Origin of the sequence: Citrobacter sp. wls827 (assembly GCF_005280875.1) — a bacterium.
GTDB lineage: Bacteria > Pseudomonadota > Gammaproteobacteria > Enterobacterales > Enterobacteriaceae > Citrobacter > Citrobacter youngae.
This window is the reverse complement of record NZ_SZWR01000021.1, coordinates 236548-256773: the sequence shown is the minus strand read 5'-3', so window position 1 is coordinate 256773 and position 20226 is coordinate 236548. Positions and strand designations below refer to the sequence as shown.

Annotated in this window: 18 protein-coding genes; 13 read left to right on the top strand and 5 right to left on the bottom strand. The window is 51.3% G+C overall.

Annotated features, from left to right (window positions below):
* Positions 1-923 (bottom strand): DNA-binding transcriptional activator PunR (gene punR, locus FDX03_RS18365; protein ID WP_249357103.1); only part of this gene is annotated, 923 nt, incomplete at its 3' end.
* Positions 924-1034: 111 nt separating this feature from the next.
* On the opposite strand from punR, the gene punC reads away from it, so the two are divergent.
* Both punC and cfa read left to right on the top strand, forming a co-directional pair.
* Positions 1035-2240, top strand: coding sequence for a purine nucleoside transporter PunC (gene punC / locus FDX03_RS18360; protein WP_048211768.1), 1206 nt, complete (start codon positions 1035-1037; stop codon positions 2238-2240).
* Positions 2241-2530: 290 nt separating this feature from the next.
* Entirely contained in the window at positions 2531-3679 is a 1149-nt protein-coding gene (gene cfa / locus FDX03_RS18355) for a cyclopropane fatty acyl phospholipid synthase (protein ID WP_137346373.1), read from the top strand.
* 41 nt (positions 3680-3720) lie between these two features.
* On the opposite strand, the gene FDX03_RS18350 is transcribed toward cfa, so the two are convergent.
* Positions 3721-4368: a riboflavin synthase gene (locus FDX03_RS18350; protein ID WP_061067853.1), complete on the bottom strand. Its 648-nt coding sequence runs from the start codon at positions 4366-4368 to the stop codon at positions 3721-3723.
* A gap of 217 nt (positions 4369-4585) precedes the next feature.
* Between FDX03_RS18350 and mdtK the strand changes: the two genes are divergently transcribed.
* On the top strand, positions 4586-5959 hold the full coding sequence (gene mdtK / locus FDX03_RS18345; RefSeq protein ID WP_048211771.1) for a multidrug efflux MATE transporter MdtK: 1374 nt from the start codon (positions 4586-4588) through the stop codon (positions 5957-5959).
* A gap of 19 nt (positions 5960-5978) precedes the next feature.
* Here the strand turns inward: mdtK and FDX03_RS18340 are convergent, their stop codons facing one another.
* Positions 5979-6677 carry an RluA family pseudouridine synthase gene (locus FDX03_RS18340; RefSeq protein ID WP_048211772.1) on the bottom strand — a complete coding sequence of 233 codons (699 nt, stop codon included), beginning with the start codon at positions 6675-6677 and terminating at the stop codon, positions 5979-5981.
* Between the two features lie 308 nt (positions 6678-6985).
* Here FDX03_RS18340 and FDX03_RS18335 point away from each other — a divergent pair, with 308 nt between their 5' ends.
* The 5 genes from FDX03_RS18335 to FDX03_RS18315 all read left to right on the top strand — a co-directional run bounded on the left by FDX03_RS18335 (position 6986) and on the right by FDX03_RS18315 (position 12799).
* Entirely contained in the window at positions 6986-8095 is a 1110-nt protein-coding gene (locus FDX03_RS18335) for an AI-2E family transporter (protein ID WP_061067851.1), read from the top strand.
* Positions 8096-8211: 116 nt separating this feature from the next.
* The gene (locus FDX03_RS18330; protein ID WP_061067850.1) at positions 8212-9996 is read left to right on the top strand and encodes a diguanylate cyclase; all 1785 of its coding nucleotides are present in this window, start codon (positions 8212-8214) and stop codon (positions 9994-9996) included.
* Positions 9997-10253: 257 nt separating this feature from the next.
* The gene (gene trpS, locus FDX03_RS18325) at positions 10254-11258 is read left to right on the top strand and encodes a tryptophan--tRNA ligase (protein WP_137346372.1); all 1005 of its coding nucleotides are present in this window, start codon (positions 10254-10256) and stop codon (positions 11256-11258) included.
* A 202-nt stretch (positions 11259-11460) separates the two neighbouring features.
* Positions 11461-12198, top strand: coding sequence for an SDR family NAD(P)-dependent oxidoreductase (locus FDX03_RS18320; RefSeq protein ID WP_115602090.1), 738 nt, complete (start codon positions 11461-11463; stop codon positions 12196-12198).
* A gap of 118 nt (positions 12199-12316) precedes the next feature.
* On the top strand, positions 12317-12799 hold the full coding sequence (locus FDX03_RS18315; RefSeq protein WP_115643440.1) for a glutathione peroxidase: 483 nt from the start codon (positions 12317-12319) through the stop codon (positions 12797-12799).
* Positions 12800-12995: 196 nt separating this feature from the next.
* On the opposite strand, the gene FDX03_RS18310 is transcribed toward FDX03_RS18315, so the two are convergent.
* Positions 12996-13817, bottom strand: coding sequence for an FRG domain-containing protein (locus tag FDX03_RS18310; protein WP_137346371.1), 822 nt, complete (start codon positions 13815-13817; stop codon positions 12996-12998).
* Positions 13818-14313: 496 nt separating this feature from the next.
* Complete coding sequence (locus tag FDX03_RS18305) at positions 14314-15069, bottom strand: DeoR/GlpR family DNA-binding transcription regulator (protein WP_061067844.1); 756 nt, start codon at positions 15067-15069, stop codon at positions 14314-14316.
* 87 nt (positions 15070-15156) lie between these two features.
* Here FDX03_RS18305 and FDX03_RS18300 point away from each other — a divergent pair, with 87 nt between their 5' ends.
* From FDX03_RS18300 to fecA, 5 genes are all read left to right on the top strand, one after another.
* Entirely contained in the window at positions 15157-15741 is a 585-nt protein-coding gene (locus tag FDX03_RS18300; protein WP_116361228.1) for an NUDIX domain-containing protein, read from the top strand.
* Positions 15742-15751: 10 nt separating this feature from the next.
* Positions 15752-16111: a DUF4406 domain-containing protein gene (locus FDX03_RS18295; protein ID WP_137346370.1), complete on the top strand. Its 360-nt coding sequence runs from the start codon at positions 15752-15754 to the stop codon at positions 16109-16111.
* A 230-nt stretch (positions 16112-16341) separates the two neighbouring features.
* Entirely contained in the window at positions 16342-16863 is a 522-nt protein-coding gene (gene fecI, locus FDX03_RS18290; protein WP_048211780.1) for a ferric citrate uptake sigma factor FecI, read from the top strand.
* A complete protein-coding gene (fecR, locus tag FDX03_RS18285; protein ID WP_137346369.1) occupies positions 16860-17813 on the top strand; it encodes a ferric citrate uptake sigma factor regulator FecR in 954 nt (317 codons plus the stop codon). The genes fecI and fecR overlap by 4 nt, the downstream gene beginning before the upstream one ends.
* 86 nt (positions 17814-17899) lie before the next feature.
* Positions 17900-20224: a TonB-dependent Fe(3+) dicitrate receptor FecA gene (gene fecA, locus FDX03_RS18280; protein ID WP_115643446.1), complete on the top strand. Its 2325-nt coding sequence runs from the start codon at positions 17900-17902 to the stop codon at positions 20222-20224.
* Positions 20225-20226 lie beyond the last annotated feature (2 nt).

Below are 20226 nucleotides of genomic sequence, written 5' to 3'. Positions count from 1 at the left end.
TGTGCGGGAGCCTCATCCGGCTCCCGCAGCCACTCCTTGTTCAGCGTTTCGCTATCCCCTAAATAGTCCAGCAGCCAGCTCAATGCCGGCGACGTATCGTTCTGTTGCCATGTCAGACAGCATGCGGCATCCGGGAACGGATTTTCCAGCTGTAACGCCACCCATTTTCCGCTATCGATCCACGGTTTGGCAAAATGCGTCGGTACCATCCCGACACAGAGTCCGGCTGACAAGCAGGTGGCCGATGATTCCCAGTCAGGCACCACGACGCGTTTTTGGTTGTCCAGTAGCCAGGTAATACGCTTTGGCAGCGTACGGGACGTGTCTTCGCGTACCAGCGATGGCCAGTTGCGCAACGTATCGTCACTGAGCGGTCCCGGCATTGCCGCCAACGGATGATGACTGGCCACCACGCAACTCCAGCTCAGCATTCCCATATCCCGGAACGTATAGCGCCCCCCTACCGGAATGGCCTGCGTTGCTCCGATAGCTAACTCCACCCGACCATCTGAAAGCGCGTCCCAGACGCCGTTAAACACCTCCTGAAAGACCAGAAGTTCCACATCATCGAAATGGCGGTAGAAATCCACGATCATCTGGCGGGTACGATCCGGGCGGACAATGTTATCGACTGCAATCGCCAACTGCCCGCGCCAGCCGTTGGCAATTTGCTGACATTGCTGACGGGTGATCTGCATTTTTTTGATAACAGATCGGCCTTCTTTTAAAAACCACGCGCCAGCAGGCGTTAATTCCACGTCCCGATGACGACGTTCAAAAAGTGGCACAGCCAGCCACTCTTCCAGTTGACGCACTGTGTAGCTTACCGCCGAAGGTACGCGGTGCAACTCCTGAGCAGCAGAACTAAAGCTACCGTTACGCGCCACCGCATCAACCACCTCAAGTGAATATTCCGACCACATATTCTGCCTGCAAAAAATTTGAAATCAGTAAGCAAATATTAGCGTTTCACAGCGAGAATTACACTCACTACACTCAGCGGCAATGTTCTATTGCTAAAAAGAGAAACGATAATGCAACCGGGAAAAGGGTTTTTAGTCTGGCTGGCAGGTCTTAGCGTGCTGGGTTTTCTGGCAACGGATATGTATTTGCCCGCCTTTGCGGCTATTCAGTCCGATTTACAGACGCCCGCCTCTGCCGTGAGTGCCAGCCTTAGCTTGTTCTTAGCGGGATTTGCCGTCGCACAACTTTTGTGGGGGCCACTCTCTGACCACTATGGTCGCAAACCTATTTTGCTGCTGGGCTTATCCATCTTCGCGCTGGGCAGCCTGGGCATGTTGTGGGTAGAAAACGCCACCGGCTTACTGGTGCTACGCTTTATTCAGGCCGTTGGTGTCTGTGCGGCTTCGGTTATCTGGCAGGCGCTGGTTACCGATTATTATCCTTCACAAAAAGTAAACCGCATTTTTGCCACCATTATGCCGCTGGTTGGATTATCCCCTGCACTTGCACCGTTATTAGGCAGTTGGATCCTGGTACATTTTTCCTGGCAGGCCATTTTTGCTACCCTTTTTGCGATTACCCTGATCCTGATGCTGCCGGCCCTGCGCTTAAAACCAACGGCAAAAGCGCGCGACGACAGCCAGGATAAACTGACGTTCGCTACGCTGCTGCGCTCCAAAGCATACCGTGGAAATGTACTGATTTACGCAGCATGTTCTGCAAGTTTCTTCGCATGGCTGACGGGTTCACCATTTATCCTTAGCGAAATGGGCTATAGCCCGGCTGTGATTGGTCTGAGCTATGTCCCGCAAACTATTGCATTTTTGATCGGGGGTTACGGCTGCCGCGCGGCACTGCAAAAATGGCAGGGTCGCCAGCTTCTGCCATGGTTGCTTATCCTGTACGCCATTAGCGTTATCGGCACGTGGGCTACAGGCTTTATTCACCACGTTGCGTTGGCTGAAATCCTGATCCCATTCTGCGTGATGGCCATTGCGAACGGGGCAATCTACCCTATCGTTGTCGCTCAGGCGCTGCGCCCATTCCCTCAGGCAACAGGGCGCGCCGCTGCGTTGCAGAATACGCTGCAACTGGGGTTATGCTTCCTGGCAAGCCTGGTCGTTTCGTGGTTAATCAGCACGCCGCTGCTCACGACCACCAGCGTTATGCTGACGACAGTGTTGCTGGCCGCGTTAGGTTACAAAATGCAGTCACAGGCTGAGAACACATCCTTGCCGGATGAGAGCGCGCAAGTTGCACACGGTGAGTCACATTAATCATTGTTGCGGGCATTTAGTTAGCCCGCTAACAATTTTCGGTTGAATAGCCAAAAATTCAGGCCTATACTGATTTTCGGTTGTTAATAAAACGATAAGATTTATAGAGTAACGGGAACAAGCAGGTTCCCGTTCTTCCATGGATGGCCTTTTCGGCAAGGGTTCCTCCCTTCCTCTGTTCTACGTCGGATTATAGATTCGCGGATTAATTCCGTGAGATTTCTCACAAAGCCCAAAAAAGCGTCTACGCTGTTTTAAGGTTCTGATCACCGACCAGTGATGGAGAAGCTATGAGTTCATCATGTATAGAAGACGTCAGCGTACCGGATGATGACTGGTACCGAATCACCAATGAGCTATTGAGCCGTGCAGGCATTACTATTAATGGCCCGGCACCGGCAGATATTCGCGTTAAAAACCCCGACTTTTTCAAACGCGTGTTGCAGGAAGGGTCGTTGGGTTTAGGTGAAAGTTATATGGACGGCTGGTGGGAATGCGATCGGCTGGATATGTTTTTTAGCAAAGTCCTGCGTGCAGGTCTTGAAAGCCAACTTCCCCGCCACTTCAGAGATACGCTACGTATCGCAACGGCCCGTCTGTTTAATTTACAAACCAAAAAACGTGCGTGGGTCGTTGGCAAAGAACACTACGATCTTGGCAACGATCTCTTTAGCCGCATGCTTGATCCCTACATGCAATATTCCTGCGCCTACTGGAAAGATGCCGATACCCTGGAATCAGCCCAGCAGGCGAAGCTAAAAATGATTGCCGATAAATTGCAATTGAAACCAGGTATGCGCGTTCTCGATATTGGCTGCGGCTGGGGAGGCTTGTCCCAGTTCATGGCGTCACAATACGGGGTGAGCGTGACTGGCGTGACTATTTCAGCAGAACAGCAAAAAATGGCGCAGACGCGCTGTGAAGGGCTGGATGTCACGATTTTGCTGCAGGACTACCGTGACCTGAATGACCGGTTTGACCGTATCGTTTCCGTCGGTATGTTTGAGCATGTGGGGCCGAAAAACTACAACACCTATTTTGACGTTGTTGACCGTAATTTAAAGCAAGACGGTCTTTTTTTGCTGCATACCATCGGCTCTAAAAAAACCGACAATAATGTTGATCCGTGGATCAATAAATATATCTTCCCGAACGGCTGTTTACCGTCAGTTCGCCAGATAGCCAACGCCAGCGAGCCACATTTCGTGATGGAAGACTGGCATAACTTTGGTGCGGATTACGATACTACCCTGATGGCCTGGCACGATCGTTTCATAACCGCCTGGCCAGAAATTGCCGCCAACTATAGTGAACGCTTTAAACGGATGTTCAGTTATTACCTGAATGCGTGTGCTGGCGCATTTCGCGCGCGCGACATCCAGCTGTGGCAGGTTGTGTTCTCTCGTGGCGTTGAACACGGGCTCCGCGTTCCCCGTTAGACAGCATCGCCCCCGAACTACCGGGGGCTTTTTATTCCGACTTAAACGCCCGCTTCGCCAGTAACGTTGCTCATAGCGCTTTCACGCGCGGCCAATACACGTTCAACCGTATCAACAACAGCCTGTGTTTGCGGGTCGATTTCGATATTGACTCGCGCACCCAGTTTTTTCTTGCCCAGCGTTGTACGTTCCAGGGTTTCCGGAATCAAATGCACGCAAAAGCGTGTCGGTGTGACTTCGCCAACCGTCAGGCTAATACCGTCAATACCGATAAATCCTTTGTACAGGATATATTTCATCAGCAACGGATCCTGAACTTTAAACCACACCTGGCGGTTGTTTTCTGAGGTCAGAATTTTCGATACCTCGGCGGTAGTCATAATATGGCCTGACATTAAATGTCCGCCAATTTCATCGCTGAATTTTGCTGCGCGCTCAACGTTGACCAAATCGCCGACCTTCAGGTCACCCAGATTGGTGATTCGCAGCGTCTCTTTCATCAGATCGAAGCTTATCTGGTTACCGTTAATTTCGGTCACTGTCAGACAACAGCCGTTGTGTGCTACCGATGCGCCGGTCTCCAGCCCATCCAACATGTATTCAGGTAACTCCACTACATGTGTGCGAAAATTCGGTTTTTCATCAATCGACACCAGTTTCGCGGTGCCCTGCACAATACCCGTAAACATACCTGTAACTCCTGAACTCAATTAAGACATCTCTGCTGTGCACAATAGCAGGTGGAAAATCAGGTTGCCAGCAATGCGCCGCTCTCGCCTATTTTTTCACTGGAGAAATACGGATTCCTCGCTACAATAGACTGAAATTCCCCCTGCATTTTCTCCTTGCTGCCATATAAGGCGGCTTTTTTAGTCTCTCAAATAACAACAATATAGTGGTGTACACGTGCAAAAGTATGTAAGTGAAGCGCGTCAGTTATTAGCTCTGGCAATTCCGGTGATTCTTGCGCAAATCGCTCAAACCGCAATGGGATTCGTCGATACCGTGATGGCCGGCGGATATAGCGCGACGGACATGGCAGCCGTTGCTATCGGTACGTCCATCTGGCTACCCGCAATTCTGTTTGGTCACGGGCTGTTGCTGGCGCTGACGCCAGTGATTGCGCAACTTAACGGTTCCGGGCGCCGCGATCGTATTGCTCATCAAATACGTCAGGGTTTCTGGCTGGCGGGGATCGTATCCGTTCTGATTATGATTGTGCTTTGGAATGCGGGATACATTATCCGCTCTATGCATAACATTGACCCTGCACTGGCCGACAAAGCCGTGGGATATCTGCGCGCGCTGCTATGGGGTGCGCCCGGATATTTGTTCTTCCAGGTTGCCCGTAATCAGTGCGAAGGCCTGGCCAAGACCAAACCGGCAATGGTAATGGGTTTTCTCGGCCTGCTGGTGAACATTCCGGTTAACTATGTTTTCATCTATGGCCATTTGGGTATGCCAGAACTGGGTGGCGTAGGCTGCGGTGTGGCAACGGCGGCGGTGTATTGGGTGATGTTTGCCGCCATGCTTTCTTACGTAAAACACGCCCGATCAATGCGTGATATCCGTAATGAGCGTGGCTTCCAGAAACCTGACACCGCGGTGATGAAACGCCTGGTACAGCTGGGTTTGCCAATTGCGCTGGCATTATTTTTTGAAGTCACGCTGTTTGCCGTGGTGGCGCTGTTGGTCTCCCCGCTGGGGATTGTCGACGTGGCCGGACACCAGATCGCGCTGAACTTCAGCTCATTAATGTTTGTCCTGCCGATGTCTTTGGCGGCTGCCGTCACCATTCGTGTGGGATACCGCCTGGGTCAGGGATCAACGTTGGATGCACAGACCGCTGCCAGAACTGGCTTAGGTGTCGGCGTATGTATGGCGATGATGACCGCCATTTTCACCGTCACTTTGCGCGAGCACATCGCCCTGCTCTACAACAATAATCCTGAAGTTGTCACACTGGCTGCACAGCTGATGTTGCTGGCTGCCGTGTACCAGATTTCGGACTCCATTCAGGTTATTGGCAGCGGGATCCTGCGTGGTTATAAAGATACGCGTTCCATTTTCTTTATCACCTTCACGGCGTACTGGGTGCTGGGTTTGCCAAGTGGATATATTCTTGCGCTCACCGATCTGGTCGTCGACCGCATGGGGCCAGCGGGCTTCTGGATGGGCTTTATTATTGGCCTGACCTCTGCCGCGGTGCTGATGATGCTGCGGATGCGTTTTCTGCAACGCCAGCCGTCAGCCGTCATTCTGCAGCGTGCAGCACGATAACACCGTAATAGCCGCCGGATTAAAATGGGCTGGCATGGCAGACGTTGATTTGTTCATGGCTGATGGGATGTACCAGGCGCAGTTCGCTGGCGTGTAACATCAGCCGCGACGTCTGCTCCGTGCCAGGCCACTCGCGTCCACCATAAAGATCGCAGCCCCAGATCGGATGACCCAAATGCTGACAGTGAAGACGTAGCTGATGGGTTCGTCCGGTCTCCGGCATCAGTTGCACCCGTGTCAGGGGCAGTGACCGTCCATCCTTCAGTAGCTGATTGAAGCGCTCAATCACCCGAAAACGGGAACGCGCAGGTTTACCGCTAATAGCACTAATCGACATCAACGGAAACAGTGCTGGATCTTTGACAATGGCGGCATCAATCACACCGTCATCCTGTTTCAGGTGTCCACATAACAATGCGCTGTACACCTTAGTCACCGCGCGCTGGCTGAACTGCTGACAGAGCGCTGCATTGATCGCTTTATTGCGTGCAACGACCATCAGACCCGAAGTACCAAAATCAAGCCGATGTACCAGCGTGCAGCCCGGGTATATCTGTACCAGACGATAGTGAACCGAATCAAGATTTTGCGGATTTTTCCCCGACAGACTCAGCAACCCACTGGGTTTATTGATAAGCAGCAGATGTTCATCCTGGTAAAGGATTTCTATTTCGTCATGGCACGGCGGAGCAACAAAGGTATCGAGAATCGTAGACATCAGACAACCAGACTAAAAAGTGGGGATAGATCATAACGAATTTTCAACCGGCTGGCGAATCAACTCGCTTCATGGTGGACAGTAAACGACGGAGAATTTTTGGCTTTCCAGACACGTTGCCCCCTTTCTCGGCGAGTAGATAGATCATTCGCTCACCCCTTACGGAGACAGGAACACGCGGCAATTTTTTGCTCTGAGTTCACTGTTTGCTCATCAAGGCGGCGTTAAGCCGGAATCAACATCCACAGTTGGTAATTCTGCTGAACAGTTCTATAGTCGAGACTGCTTCTCAGTTACAGGATTCACTAATGCGATTTAACGGACTGACTAAAGGTTTCTTCATTTTCATTCTTGCCCTCGTGACCTGGGCGTTTTTCGACGTATTGTCCCCCTACTTCTCCGCAATCTTGTGGGCCGCAATTCTGACGACTATCTTTAATCCGGTAAAAAACAAACTGCGCAGTGCGCTTGGCGAACGTAACGGTCTGGCATCGTTAATCACTATTGGTATTATTTGCTTAATTGTCTTTATTCCTCTGATGGTGATCCTGTCATCGTTGGCAATCGAACTGAATGTGGTTTACACCAAGTTGCAGCAAAACGATACGCAGTTTCCGGAAGTGGTCAGTTCTATTCTTTCTTATCTTCCTGACTGGGCCAGAGGATTCCTCGCAGAACACAATCTGGATAATGTCGCGCAGATCCAGAAAAAACTCTCCGACATTGCGCTGCAGGGCGGACAGTACCTCGCAGGCAGTGCTTTCCTGATTGGTAAAGGGACCTTCGGCTTCGCCATCAGCTTTGGCATCATGCTGTACCTGCTATTTTTCCTGTTGAAGGATGGACCGTATCTGGTGCGTCAGATTCTGGATTCCTTACCGCTGTCTGATTTTGCCAAGCAGCACTTGTTTGCCAAATTCGTGGGTGTCACGCGGGCGACAGTCAAAGGCACGGCGGTTGTCGCTGTCGTACAGGGCACGCTGGGCGGCATTGCTTTCGCCATTGTCGACATCGACGGCAGCGTTTTGTGGGGCGCACTAATGGCATTCCTCTCGCTGGTGCCTGCGGTTGGCTCGGCGATAGTCTGGGTCCCGGCGGCTATTTTCCTCTTTGCCACCCACCAACTGTGGCAAGGGCTGTTTATTGTCGGATTCTTCGTCATTATTGTCGGACTGGTGGACAATATCCTGCGCCCACTACTGGTAGGAAAAGACACAAAAATGCCGGACTACCTGATATTGATTACCACCCTCGGTGGGATGGAGATTTACGGTATCAATGGCTTTGTGATTGGCCCGCTAATCGCTGCACTGTTTTTGGCGAGCTGGAATCTGTTCTCCGGACGTGACCATGAGGGCAACGTAGAAGGTATCGATGAAGCCTTCATGGAAGAAGGAAAAAACCCTCCAGATTTATGATGGCATGACGATAACAAGGGGCGACCGCGGGTCGCCTTTTGTTTTCACGCAAAATCATACGTTTCCTATAATTTCAATCATGCTTATTCATTAATCGTCGCAGAAGGAACGAAAAAGTGCGAATAGCCACAATCACCAACTGGGCCTACAGTGCGACGGTATGCCTGACCATTGCCTCCGGCGTTGTTATGCTGATGGCATCCGGAGCAGACAATACTGAACGTCAGGTGGTAGAGCAGCGGTATAAATTTGATCAGCTAACCGAAGAGGTGGAGCTCGATGCCTGGTCATTGTCAGATTTAGCTCGCGAGTACGTGATCGCCAAAGATCCAGAAGCACTGAATGCCTATCGCCAAAAGGCGTCATCACTAAAAGCGATTGAGCTGCGGTTAACAAAATTAAAAGACTTCGGCGCGACAGGTGAAGAGCTGGCGCTGCTGCATGAAGGATTACAAATTGTCGATGCGCTGCAGGAAGAGCAAGCAGCCGCGCTCGCCAGTATGGCCCGCGGAGAAACGTCACAGGCAATCGCCCTGCTCTACGGCAAAGCCTATGAACAGGAACTGGAACGGGCGCAGGTGCGGATAGATCATTTCCGGCAGTTGCTCGATAACCGTGTACGTAACAGCATTGACGATGCCACCAGGACTTCCCGCATACTGCGTACGCTCTCCGAAGTTATGGTCGGTTTAACCGCGCTGCTGTTTTTGTTTGTCCTCGGCTTTATTTTGAAACGCCGCGTACTGCGTCCGGTTGTGCGTCTGAGCGACGTGGTTCACCGTCTCGCATCGCAGGATTATGCCGTAGAAACGCCTAACTTTAATCAGATTGATGAGATTGGCGATATGGCGCAAGCCATTCGCATCTTTCGTGAGAACGGCCTGGTGCGGCAGCGGCTGGAGAAAGAGCGGGACGCCGACTGGGCGATCCGTGAACTGTTGGCTCGTATGACCCAGCGTTTACAGGGCTGCGAAAACTTTGCCGATGTTATCAATGTTGCGCAGCTTTTTGCCCCGAACATTGCCCCTGGCGTTGCCGGACGGCTCTACATTCTTGATCGGCAAGCCTGGCACATGCGCTGTGCCGCCGAGTGGCTTTCGCCGCAAGGCAAAACAGACCCTTTCCATCTGGATGACTGCTGGGCAGTGCGCCGTGGGCAAAGTCATCCTCCCGTGCAAGGTGAGCCTGATATCGCCTGCTACCACCTGCCTGAGTCGTGTCAGGATCATACCCTGTGCGTACCGTTGATCGCCCAGGGGGAAGCCATCGGCCTGCTCTCATTCCAGAATCTCAGTGACAATTCCGCCCCTTCCCGTGCTTATCTGGAGCTGATGGCCGAGGCACTTGGACTGGCATTAGCCAACCAACGTCTGCGCGATGCATTACTGGAAAAAGCGCTTTACGACCCACTGACCGGTCTGCGCAATCGCCATCACCTTGAAGACACTCTGCGCACCCAAATGAGTCAGGCTGTCCACAACCAGGAACCGATCAGTTGCCTGATGATCGATATCGATCACTTCAAAAACATCAACGACCGATTTGGTCATGAGGCTGGTGATGGGGTGATAAAAAGTATCGCAGCAATTATTCAGCGCGTTGTTCACGACCACGGAATGGCCTTCCGCTACGGTGGTGAAGAGTTTCTGGTTCTGCTTGCCGGTATGGATGAAGAAGCGGCCAATCGCTTTGCGACGGACATTTACAACGGGGTACGCGAGTTGACGCTCAGCTTTGGCGTCTCTGACATCGGTCATGTTGATGTGTCTATTGGTGTCGCCAGCTACCCGCAGCACGCCCAGAGCGATAACCTGTTACGTGCTGCGGATGTCGCACTGTATCGCGCAAAAGAGCTGGGGCGTTCGCGTATAGTGAGCTTTGGGATGCTGGAAGCGAGCTAAAAAGCGGTGCGTAAGCCCAGACGGGTACTTCCTAAAATATCCCCCCGAGCGGGCGGAGCATTACTTTACCTCTACCCCTGGTAGTGATATGTTGACCCGATGAATATAAAACACGATTGCAACGGTTTTAACCACAAGCGTTGGTGGCTGCCTTCTTAAAGGCGGTCAGAATGTGTTTATCCATTTTTAAATAACCGCCGAAAGGCGGTTATTTGCATTTTGAGACCCCTTTCGGTTTTATGCTTAAGGAGTCTTCTATGAACAACAAATCCATCATCCTTACCGGCGACCGCCCTACTGGGCCACTGCATCTTGGCCACTATGTCGGTTCCCTGCGCCAACGCGCGATACTGCAACACGACTATCAGCAGTTTGTTCTGGTCGCAGACCTGCAAGGTCTGACCGATAACAGCAGCGATCCACAAAAGATCCAAAATAACATACCCGAAGTGTTGGCCGATTATCTCGCTGCAGGTATTGATCCCTCACTCACCACCCTTTGTTTACAATCAGCACTACCTGCCCTTGCCGAACTCACCGCGCTGTATATGAATCTCGTTACCGTGGCTCGCGTCGAGCGTAACCCAACGGTCAAAAATGAAATTGCGCAAAAAGGTTTCGCCCGTTCGCTTCCGGTCGGTTTCCTGGTTTACCCCATCAGCCAGGCAGCAGATATTACGGCGTTCAAAGCCAGCCTGGTGCCCGTCGGCGACGATCAGTTGCCGATGATCGAACAGACTAATGAAATCGTGCATAAGATGAATAGCCTGTTACCGACCCCCGTTCTGCATCACTGTAAAGCTATGTTAAGCGAAACCAGCCGTCTTCCAGGTATTGACGGCAACGCCAAGATGTCGAAATCACTCGGTAATACGCTGCTCCTGTCGGCAAGTGAAGAGACTATCCATCGCGCCGTCAGTGCAATGTACACTGATCCTAACCACCTAAAAGTGTCCGATCCGGGGCAAATTGAGGGTAATGTCGTGTTCACCTATCTGGATGCTTTTCACCCGGATAAGGCCAAAGTCGCAAAAATGAAAGCGAATTATCAGCAAGGAGGATTGGGTGATCGGGCATGCAAAAATGAGCTGGAGATGTGCCTGCAAGAACTCATCGCGCCCATGCGTGAGCGTCGGGCAACCTATATTCAGGATAAAGGTATGCTGATGGCGATGCTTAAAAAAGGCAGCGCGCAGGCCTACGACATCACACAGCAAACGCTAAGAGAAGTAAAACAAGGATTGGGATTGTCGGTATTTTAATCTTGATTGACGTCCCATCATGCATCCCCCCGTCGGTGTGCATTTTGCTTAAATCTGAGTTGAGCCCATTTTGAGAACGATATAACGCATGCAAACCGCTATTTATATCCCGCCGTAAATGGCACTAACGGGAAGATGTGACCCCGTATCACCATGCTATATATCCAGCGACACAAACTCATCACGAAAGGGAAGCATCGTTATGTTGAAAGGTAAAAGAGCCGTTATCACCGGCGGCGGCGGAGGATTTGGTCAGGCGTTGTGCGTTTGGTTGGCTCGAGAAGGCGTCAACGTGGATTTTTCTGCCCGGCGGGTTGAGGATATTCACAAAACCTGCAGCATCATCGCCGCTGAAGGTGGTGTTGCAAAAGGGTATCTGTGTGATTTAACCCAGCCTGAATCTATTTCTCAGTTTGCTTCACAACTCTTAGATATAGACAGGTCCATCGACATTCTAATCCTCAATGCTGCTCAGTGGTTATCAGGGACTATAGACGAACAACCGGACTCAGAAATCTACAATACCGTCAGCTCAGGCCTGACAGGTTCAATTCTACTAACACAGGCATTGCTTCCAGGATTAAGGCGCTCAGACAGTGCTGACATTGTTTCGATTATATCTGTATGCGGCATTCCGAATTTTACGGATTCAATTGCCCATCCCGCTTTTTTTGCCAGTAAACACGGGATGAGTGGTTTTACAACTAAACTGTCGGAACAGTTATCCAAAGAAAATATACGGGTAACCGGGTTATACCCACCGGATTTTGAATTGACCGGGTTAGATCCTCTTGTCGACACTCAATCCAGAATGGGAGAACATCTAATGAATGGGCGTTCTGTCTGGGAAACAATTCATTTTGTGCTGACTCAACCGCGTAGTTGCCATATTAGTACCCTTTACTTTCAAGGACCCACTCGCGAAGATTTGGAGCATTAGGGACTGAATCTGGCAGCACTAAACCGAGCGGACTCACCTCCGCTCCTCACTTGCCCCGGCAGCACCATGCTGTATGGCTATGCCGATGTCTGACAGGTCCTGCTCTGAGGAGTTCGCTATGACCACCTTTTATCAACTAACAGCCACCAGCCTGGACGGCCAGCGTATCCCTATGGCTGACTATGCTGGCAAGCTGGTTCTGGTGGTAAATACCGCCAGCCATTGTGGCTTCACGCCACAATATGCAGGTCTGGAAGTACTGTACAAAAAGTACGCATCTCGTGGACTGGTGGTGCTTGGTTTTCCCTGCAACCAGTTTGGTAAGCAGGAACCCGGCGACGCCGACGAAATCGCGCAGACCTGCCACATCAACTACGGTGTAAGCTTCCCAATGTTTGAAAAAGTGGAGGTTAACGGTGCCGCTACGCATCCGGTATTCCGTTATCTAAAAGACGAGTTGCCCGGCATGCTGGGGGGACGGATAAAATGGAATTTCACAAAATTCCTGATCGGACGCGATGGCAAGCCGCTAAAGCGTTTTGCGCCGTTCACTACCCCGGAGAAAATGGAAACCATCATCCTTGCTGCACTTGAAATCTAGGTATTATTGTCAATTGAAATGTCTGCCTGGTGCCAGGAGCGGACATTGTGAAAGTAAAGGCACGTCAGATATCTAAAAGCCCGTAGTTAGTCTGGTTGGGCCACATACAGATTAACCTATACCCGAGTAACAGTTCCAAGAGCGGAAACGGGAACGGCTCGCTGGATGTTTCATCGAAAGATATAAACGTTATTTTCTACCACCGATTATTGTTAAGAGGGCTAAATACCTCACTGTTAGCTCGACAAAAGCCGTCAAAATCTGGAAACAGAGTTAGAAGTCTTATATCAAAAGTACGCTCCAGTACCATCAGAAATTTTTTCTTCATTTTCGCGGTGATTGCAAGAGCGATAACACCGTCATGCCTGATTGCCCCGTCAAGGATAAGGCTACCCATCTTATTGTGTGACACTTTGCTGTAAATGAATTGCGCACTCTGAGCTGCAATTCTTTTTGTCACAACGGGAGGCTGCCAAACAATTGGGAAATCAAATGTTTCCTCATTTTTAGAAACAGTGTGAGGGAAGTTTTTAACATAATCACCGTTCTCATATCCATATGCCCCCTCCAGACCCAAAATTGCCCCGGCAGAAATGCCAAACAACATACCGGTGCTTTCAGGCCTTGAGTTACAGGCAAACCACAAGGCGACCAGCATATTTCTTGACACATCGATAAGCCTTGTCGAGGCACCGTGATGTTGCAACTTCGCCAACAATTCGAAATCACTGAGTTTACGTCCCGCTTCGAAACCGTAGCCCTGATGTCGGGCTTCACTGAGCAGGCTTCTTTCATAATCACGCATGTCCTGCTCATCAGGCTTCCTGCTGGCATTAGAGCCAGCCAAACGTCTGTAACCAGCGCTATGAATGGCCCAGTTAATATCCCCTTGACCCCGCCACATGAAAATACTCTCTGATTTTGGTCTCTCAGGCGAACCGCCAACAATTTCCAGAATTTGAGAAATACTGTTTGGAGCAAATACCCTCCCAAACACCTCACTTTCAATAAATTCCACAAGTCCCCTCACAGATAGAGTCAGTCAGAAAATTTTTCACGCCAAACTATTTTTACAATTGGCTGTACTACATGCAACTTAAAGAAATCTCGGCCCTCACATTGCCGCAGCACTAAAAATTGAATGAACTGCCATTAATGTGCATATAGAGGAAAGTTGAGAGCTGTAAGCCATTTAATTGTCATAAGCGCCGTTCAAGGCACTTATGACATATGATTATTTATGGTATGGGTGAACTTCCGCTTCTCGCTCAAAGCGGTCGCTAGTCCTACCCCATCCCCAACTAATGCCATAGTCAGTAAGATCCTTACCAAAGATCCCCTATTCATTGCCCTTTCCCTCCGACTTTACAAATATGTGCCATCTCACGAACAAACGATGGAAAGCGTGATTTTTACAGTGCTGGGCTATCTGCGACAATTGCTGAACGGCCAGAGTGTACTGGCATGGCTGTATCTGTTTTTTATGCGATTTCTCATGTTCGATTAACAGAGAATCACGCTTTGATAATGGTGATGCCCTTTCCTTCAATACTCCTTAACCAATTATCATCGGTTTCACTATCAACCACGATAGTATTGATTAGCCCTACCTCACCGATAACAAACGATGACGCAGCGTTGACCTTCTCCGGCGACACCAGTACGACCGTTTCCGCCGCTCTGCCGGAAAATGCACGTTTGATGCACGCTTCTTCATAATCACCCGTGGTTAATCCCGCTTCAGGATGAATACCCGTTACCCCCATGAAGAAAATATCCGCATGAATATTGCCGATGCCTTCAATAGCGGCCGCCCCTACACTGACAATGGAGTGCTTGTACAGTCGGCCACCGATCAAAATAACGTCAACCTCGGGTTTATCGACCAACCCCAGTGCAATGCTGGGACTGTGTGTCACCACGGTAATATGCAGATCGTCCGGCAGACAGGCAATCAGCTCTGATGTGGTCGTGCCGCCATCCACAATAACAACTTGTCCCGAAGAAATGAGTTCAGTGCCTTTGCGCGCGATCTTCATTTTCACATCTGTTTTTAATGATTTACGCTCGGAAAATGTCGCAACAGCTGAAGACGATGGCAAAGCACCACCATGAACGCGCTGCAATCGCCCTTCTGCGGCAAGCTCACGTAAATCCCGTCGAATGGTGTCTTCTGAAACGCCAAATCGATCACTCAGATTTTTCGATTGGACCTGCCCTTCAACCTGCAGTTGTTCAAGAATAAGGTGTTTACGTTGATGAGCGAGCATGTGACCGTTCCTGTTTATGCATGTTTATACTTGTATTTGCACGATAATGCTGATTATGATATCAACTCTACGGATCAAGGAGTCTTCATGCAACCTAAGCGTGCAGAAATACGCATCGTCGATAACCTAACATTATCCGATGACTGGTATTGTTTAAAAAAATACACTTTTGATATTCAACGAAGAAACGGTGATTGGCAGCGCCAAAGTCGTGAAGTTTACGATCGCGGCAACGGAGCCACGATTCTGCTCTATAACCGTGACAGGAAAACAGTGATCTTAACTCGTCAGTTTCGTTTTCCGGTATTTATAAATGGTCACGATGGCTATCTCATTGAAACAGCAGCAGGTCTTCTTGACAACATGGCTCCTGAAAAACGGATCAAAGCCGAAGTTGAAGAAGAAACCGGTTTTCGTGTATCCAGCGTACAGAAGGTTTTCGAGGCGTACATGAGCCCAGGCTCGGTCACGGAGAAGCTCTATTTTTACATCGCGGAATATGATGCTGCCGACAAGACAAGTGCCGGTGGTGGAATTGCGGCTGAAGGAGAAGATATCGAAGTGCTTGAGTGGCCGCTTGCAAGCGCACTTGCCGCAATTGAAAGTGGTCTTATCGTCGATGGCAAAACCATTATGTTGCTTTACCACGTCGCGCTGAAAAACATTCTATGAGGTTCTCTTTGTGAAACAACTTATTCTCATTGCTGGCCCCTACCGTAGCGGTACGGATGGAAAACAAAATCTTATCGATGCGAATCTTGCTCGCCTGGAAGATGCAGCGTTAGCGATATATCAAAGAGGACACATTCCTGTAATTGGCGAATGGCTGGCACTACCACTGGCAAAAGCTGCCGGTTCTACGGCTATTGACGATGAAATCGGCGAATCTATGATCTACCCTGTTGCCCATCGACTTATCACCAAATGTGATGCGATTTACCGTATTAAAGGCGCTTCTAAAGGTGCTGATATGGACATCGATGTCGCACATAAGCATGGACTCACCGTTTATTTCCGCCTTGAAGACATCCCGTTGGCGTAATTTTATTGTGCTATTGCCTGCGAACGTGCAGGCAATTAAACCATCGCCAATGGGATCTATGACTCTCAGGAAAGATGGGGAGCGCAAGCGCGGGCAATAAGGGATGCTATTAATGCCAAAATCATAACCCCTTTAAAATGTCATTTTTATCTCATTTCATTTCCAATTGTAATGATAACCATTCTCATGTTAATGTAGCCGCGTGATAATTAACTTTTGATGCAATCCGCATGTCTGACCGCGCCACTACTACCGCTTGCTTCACGTTCGAGTCGCTTTATGGCACACATCACGGCTGGCTGAAAAGCTGGCTGACGCGCAAGCTCCAGTCTGCCTTTGATGCTGATGATATTGCCCAGGACACATTTTTACGGGTAATGGGCAGTGACTCGCTCAAGACTGTCCGCGACCCTCGTTCCTTCCTGTGCACTATCGCCAAACGGGTAATGGTCGACCTGTTTCGCCGAAACGCGCTGGAAAAAGCCTATCTGGAGATGCTGGCGCTGATGCCGGAAAATCTCGCGCCTTCGCCCGAGGAACGTGAGAGCCAGCTCGAAACCCTGCAACTCATCGACAGCATGCTTGACGGCCTGAACGGAAACACACGCGAAGCGTTTTTGCTTTCGCAACTGGAGGGGCTCAAATACAGCGAGATCGCGCTTAAGCTCGGCGTCTCCGTCAGCTCGGTGAAAAAGTATGTGGCAAAGGCTATCGAACATTGTCTGCTGTTTCGTCTGGAGCACGGCCTGTGAACGCTTCTATCACCGATTCTCGCCGTCAGGCTTTGCGCTCGGCATCACACTGGTATGCGGTATTGAGCGGCGAGCGTGTCAGCCCACAGCAGGAAGCTCGCTGGCAACAATGGTATGAACAGGACCAGGACAATCAGTGGGCATGGCAACAGGTTGAAAACCTGCGCAGCCAGCTCAGCAGCGTTCCGGGCGATGTCGCCAGCCGGGCGCTGCACGATACGCGCCTAACTCGTCGTCACGTCATGAAAGGGTTGTTGCTACTGCTTGGCGTGGGTAGCGGCTGGCAGCTCTGGCAATCTGAGGCCGGAGAAGGTCTACGTGCCGACTACCGCACCGCTAAAGGCGTGGTCAGCCATCAGCGGCTGGAGGATGGCTCACTGCTGACGCTCAACACACAAAGCGCCGCTGATGTTCGTTTTGATACGCATCAGCGCGCTGTCCACCTCTGGTATGGCGAAATTGCGATTACCACCGCAAAAGATGCGCAGCAGAGGCCTTTCCGTGTGATGACACGCCAGGGTCACCTCACCGCGTTAGGCACAGAATTTACCGTCTTTCAGCACGATAACATCACGCGCGTAGCCGTACAGCAGCACGCTGTTGAAGTCCGCCTGGCAAATCATCTGCAGGAAAAACGTATCGTCAACGTTGGCGAGAGCCTGCAGTTTAGCGCGTCTGAATTTGCTGAAATCACCACATCGGATGATGAAAGCGCAACCTGGACCCAGGGTGTTCTGAGTTTCAGCGATAAACCGCTGGGTGAGGTCATTGCCACACTGGGCCGTTATCGCAACGGCGTGCTGCGTTGCGATCCGGCAGTGGCCGGGCTGCGCCTGAGTGGCACGTTCCCGCTGAAAAATACCGATGCGATTCTGGATGTTATTGCCCAGACACTTCCAGTTAAAATTCAGACTGTTACGCGATACTGGGTAAATATTTCGGCACTGTAAGAAAAATAATTCTCATTTTCATTGTCCTTTTTCCCCTTCTCATTCGACTCATAGCTGAACACAACAAAAATGATGATGGAGAAGGTATGACGCCTTTACGCGTTTTTAGCAAAACAACACCTTTGGTTAACGCCATTCGCCTGAGCCTGCTGCCGCTGGCTGGGCTCTCGTTATCCGCTTTCGCAGCGCAGGTTGATATTGCACCAGGCTCACTCGATAAAGCGCTAAACCAATATGCCGCACACAGCGGAATTACCCTGTCTGTTGATGCCAGCCTGACGCGCGGCAAGCACAGCAACGGTTTGCACGGCGATTACGATGTTGAGAGTGGTTTGCAGCAGTTGCTCCTGGGCAGTGGCCTGCAGGTGAAGCCGTTAGGGAATAACAGCTGGACGCTCGAACACGTTCCAGCACCACAGGAAGATGCGCTCACGGTTGTGGGCGACTGGCTGGGCGATGCGCGCGAAAACGACGTATTCGAACATGCCGGCGCGCGTGACGTTATCCGCCGTGAGGATTTCGCCAAAACCGGCGCGACGACCATGCGCGAGGTGCTGAATCGTATTCCTGGCGTTACCGCCCCGGAAAACAACGGTACCGGTAGCCACGATCTGGCGATGAACTTTGGTATTCGCGGCCTGAACCCGCGCCTTGCCAGCCGTTCAACGGTGCTGATGGACGGTATTCCGGTGCCGTTTGCCCCTTACGGCCAGCCGCAGCTTTCCCTGGCACCCGTTTCGCTCGGAAATATGGACGCCATTGATGTGGTGCGCGGCGGCGGTGCCGTACGTTACGGACCGCAGAGCGTGGGCGGCGTGGTGAACTTTGTCACCCGCGCCATTCCGCAAGACTTCGGGATCGAAGCCGGCATGGAAGGCCAGCTCAGCCCAACGTCCTCACAAAATAATCCAAAAGAGACGCACAACCTGATGGTGGGCGGCACAGCGGATAACGGTTTTGGCACCGCCCTGCTTTACTCCGGCACGCGCGGCAGCGACTGGCGCGAGCACAGCGCGACGCGCATCGATGACCTGATGCTGAAAAGCAAATATGCGCCGAACGACGTGCATACCTTCAATAGTCTTCTGCAATACTACGACGGTGAAGCCGATATGCCCGGTGGCCTGTCGCGCGCGGATTACAACGCCGACCGCTGGCAATCTACGCGTCCGAACGATCGCTTCTGGGGGCGTCGCAAGCTGGCAAGCCTTGGCTATCAGTTCCAGCCGGACAGCCAGCATAAATTCAATATTCAGGGCTTCTACACCGAAACCCTGCGCAGCGGCTACCTGGAACAGGGCAAACGCACCACGCTTTCACCGCGTAACTATTGGGTACGCGGCATTGAGCCACGCTACAGCCAAAGCTTTATGGTGGGCCCTTCCGCGCACGAAGTGGGGGTGGGATACCGCTATGTGAGCGAGTCGACGCATGAAATGCGCTACTACACCGCCACCAGCAGCGGGCAACTGCCGACCAGCGCCAGCCCTTACGATCGCGACACCCGTTCCGGTACCGAAGCGCACGCCTGGTATCTGGATGACAAAATCGATATTGGCAACTGGACTATCACTCCGGGTATGCGCTTTGAACATATCGAGTCATACCAGAACAACGCCATCAAAGGCACACATGAGGAAGTGAGCTATAACGCCCCGCTTCCGGCGCTAAACGTGCTTTATCACCTGACTGACAGCTGGAATCTTTATGCAAACACCGAAGGCTCGTTCGGCACCGTACAGTACAGCCAAATTGGCAAGGCTGTGCAAAGCGGCAATGTGGAACCGGAAAAAGCGCGAACCTGGGAGCTCGGCACCCGATACGACGATGGCGCGCTGACCGCGGAAATGGGGTTGTTCCTGATTAACTTTAATAATCAGTACGACTCCAACCAGACCAACGACACCGTTACAGCACGCGGTAAAACGCGCCATACCGGGCTGGAAACCCAGGCCCGCTATGACCTCGGCACGCTGACGCCAACGCTCGACAACGTTTCAGTCTACGCAAGCTATGCGTACGTGGACGCCGAGATTCGTGAGAAAGGCGACACCTACGGCAACCAGGTGCCGTTCTCGCCGAAACACAAAGGCACATTGGGCGTGGACTATAAGCCGGGCAACTGGACCTTCAACCTGAATAGCGATTTCCAGTCCAGCCAGTTTGCGGATAACGCCAACACCGTCAAAGAGAGCGCCGACGGCAGCACTGGCCGTATCCCAGGTTTCATGCTCTGGGGCGCACGCGTAGCCTATGACTTCGGTCCGCAGATGGCAGACCTGAACCTGGCGTTCGGTGTGAAAAATATCTTCGACCAAGAATATTTCACCCGCTCCTACGACGACAACAATAAAGGCATTTACGCCGGCCAGCCGCGCACGCTGTATATGCAGGGGTCGTTGAAGTTCTAAAT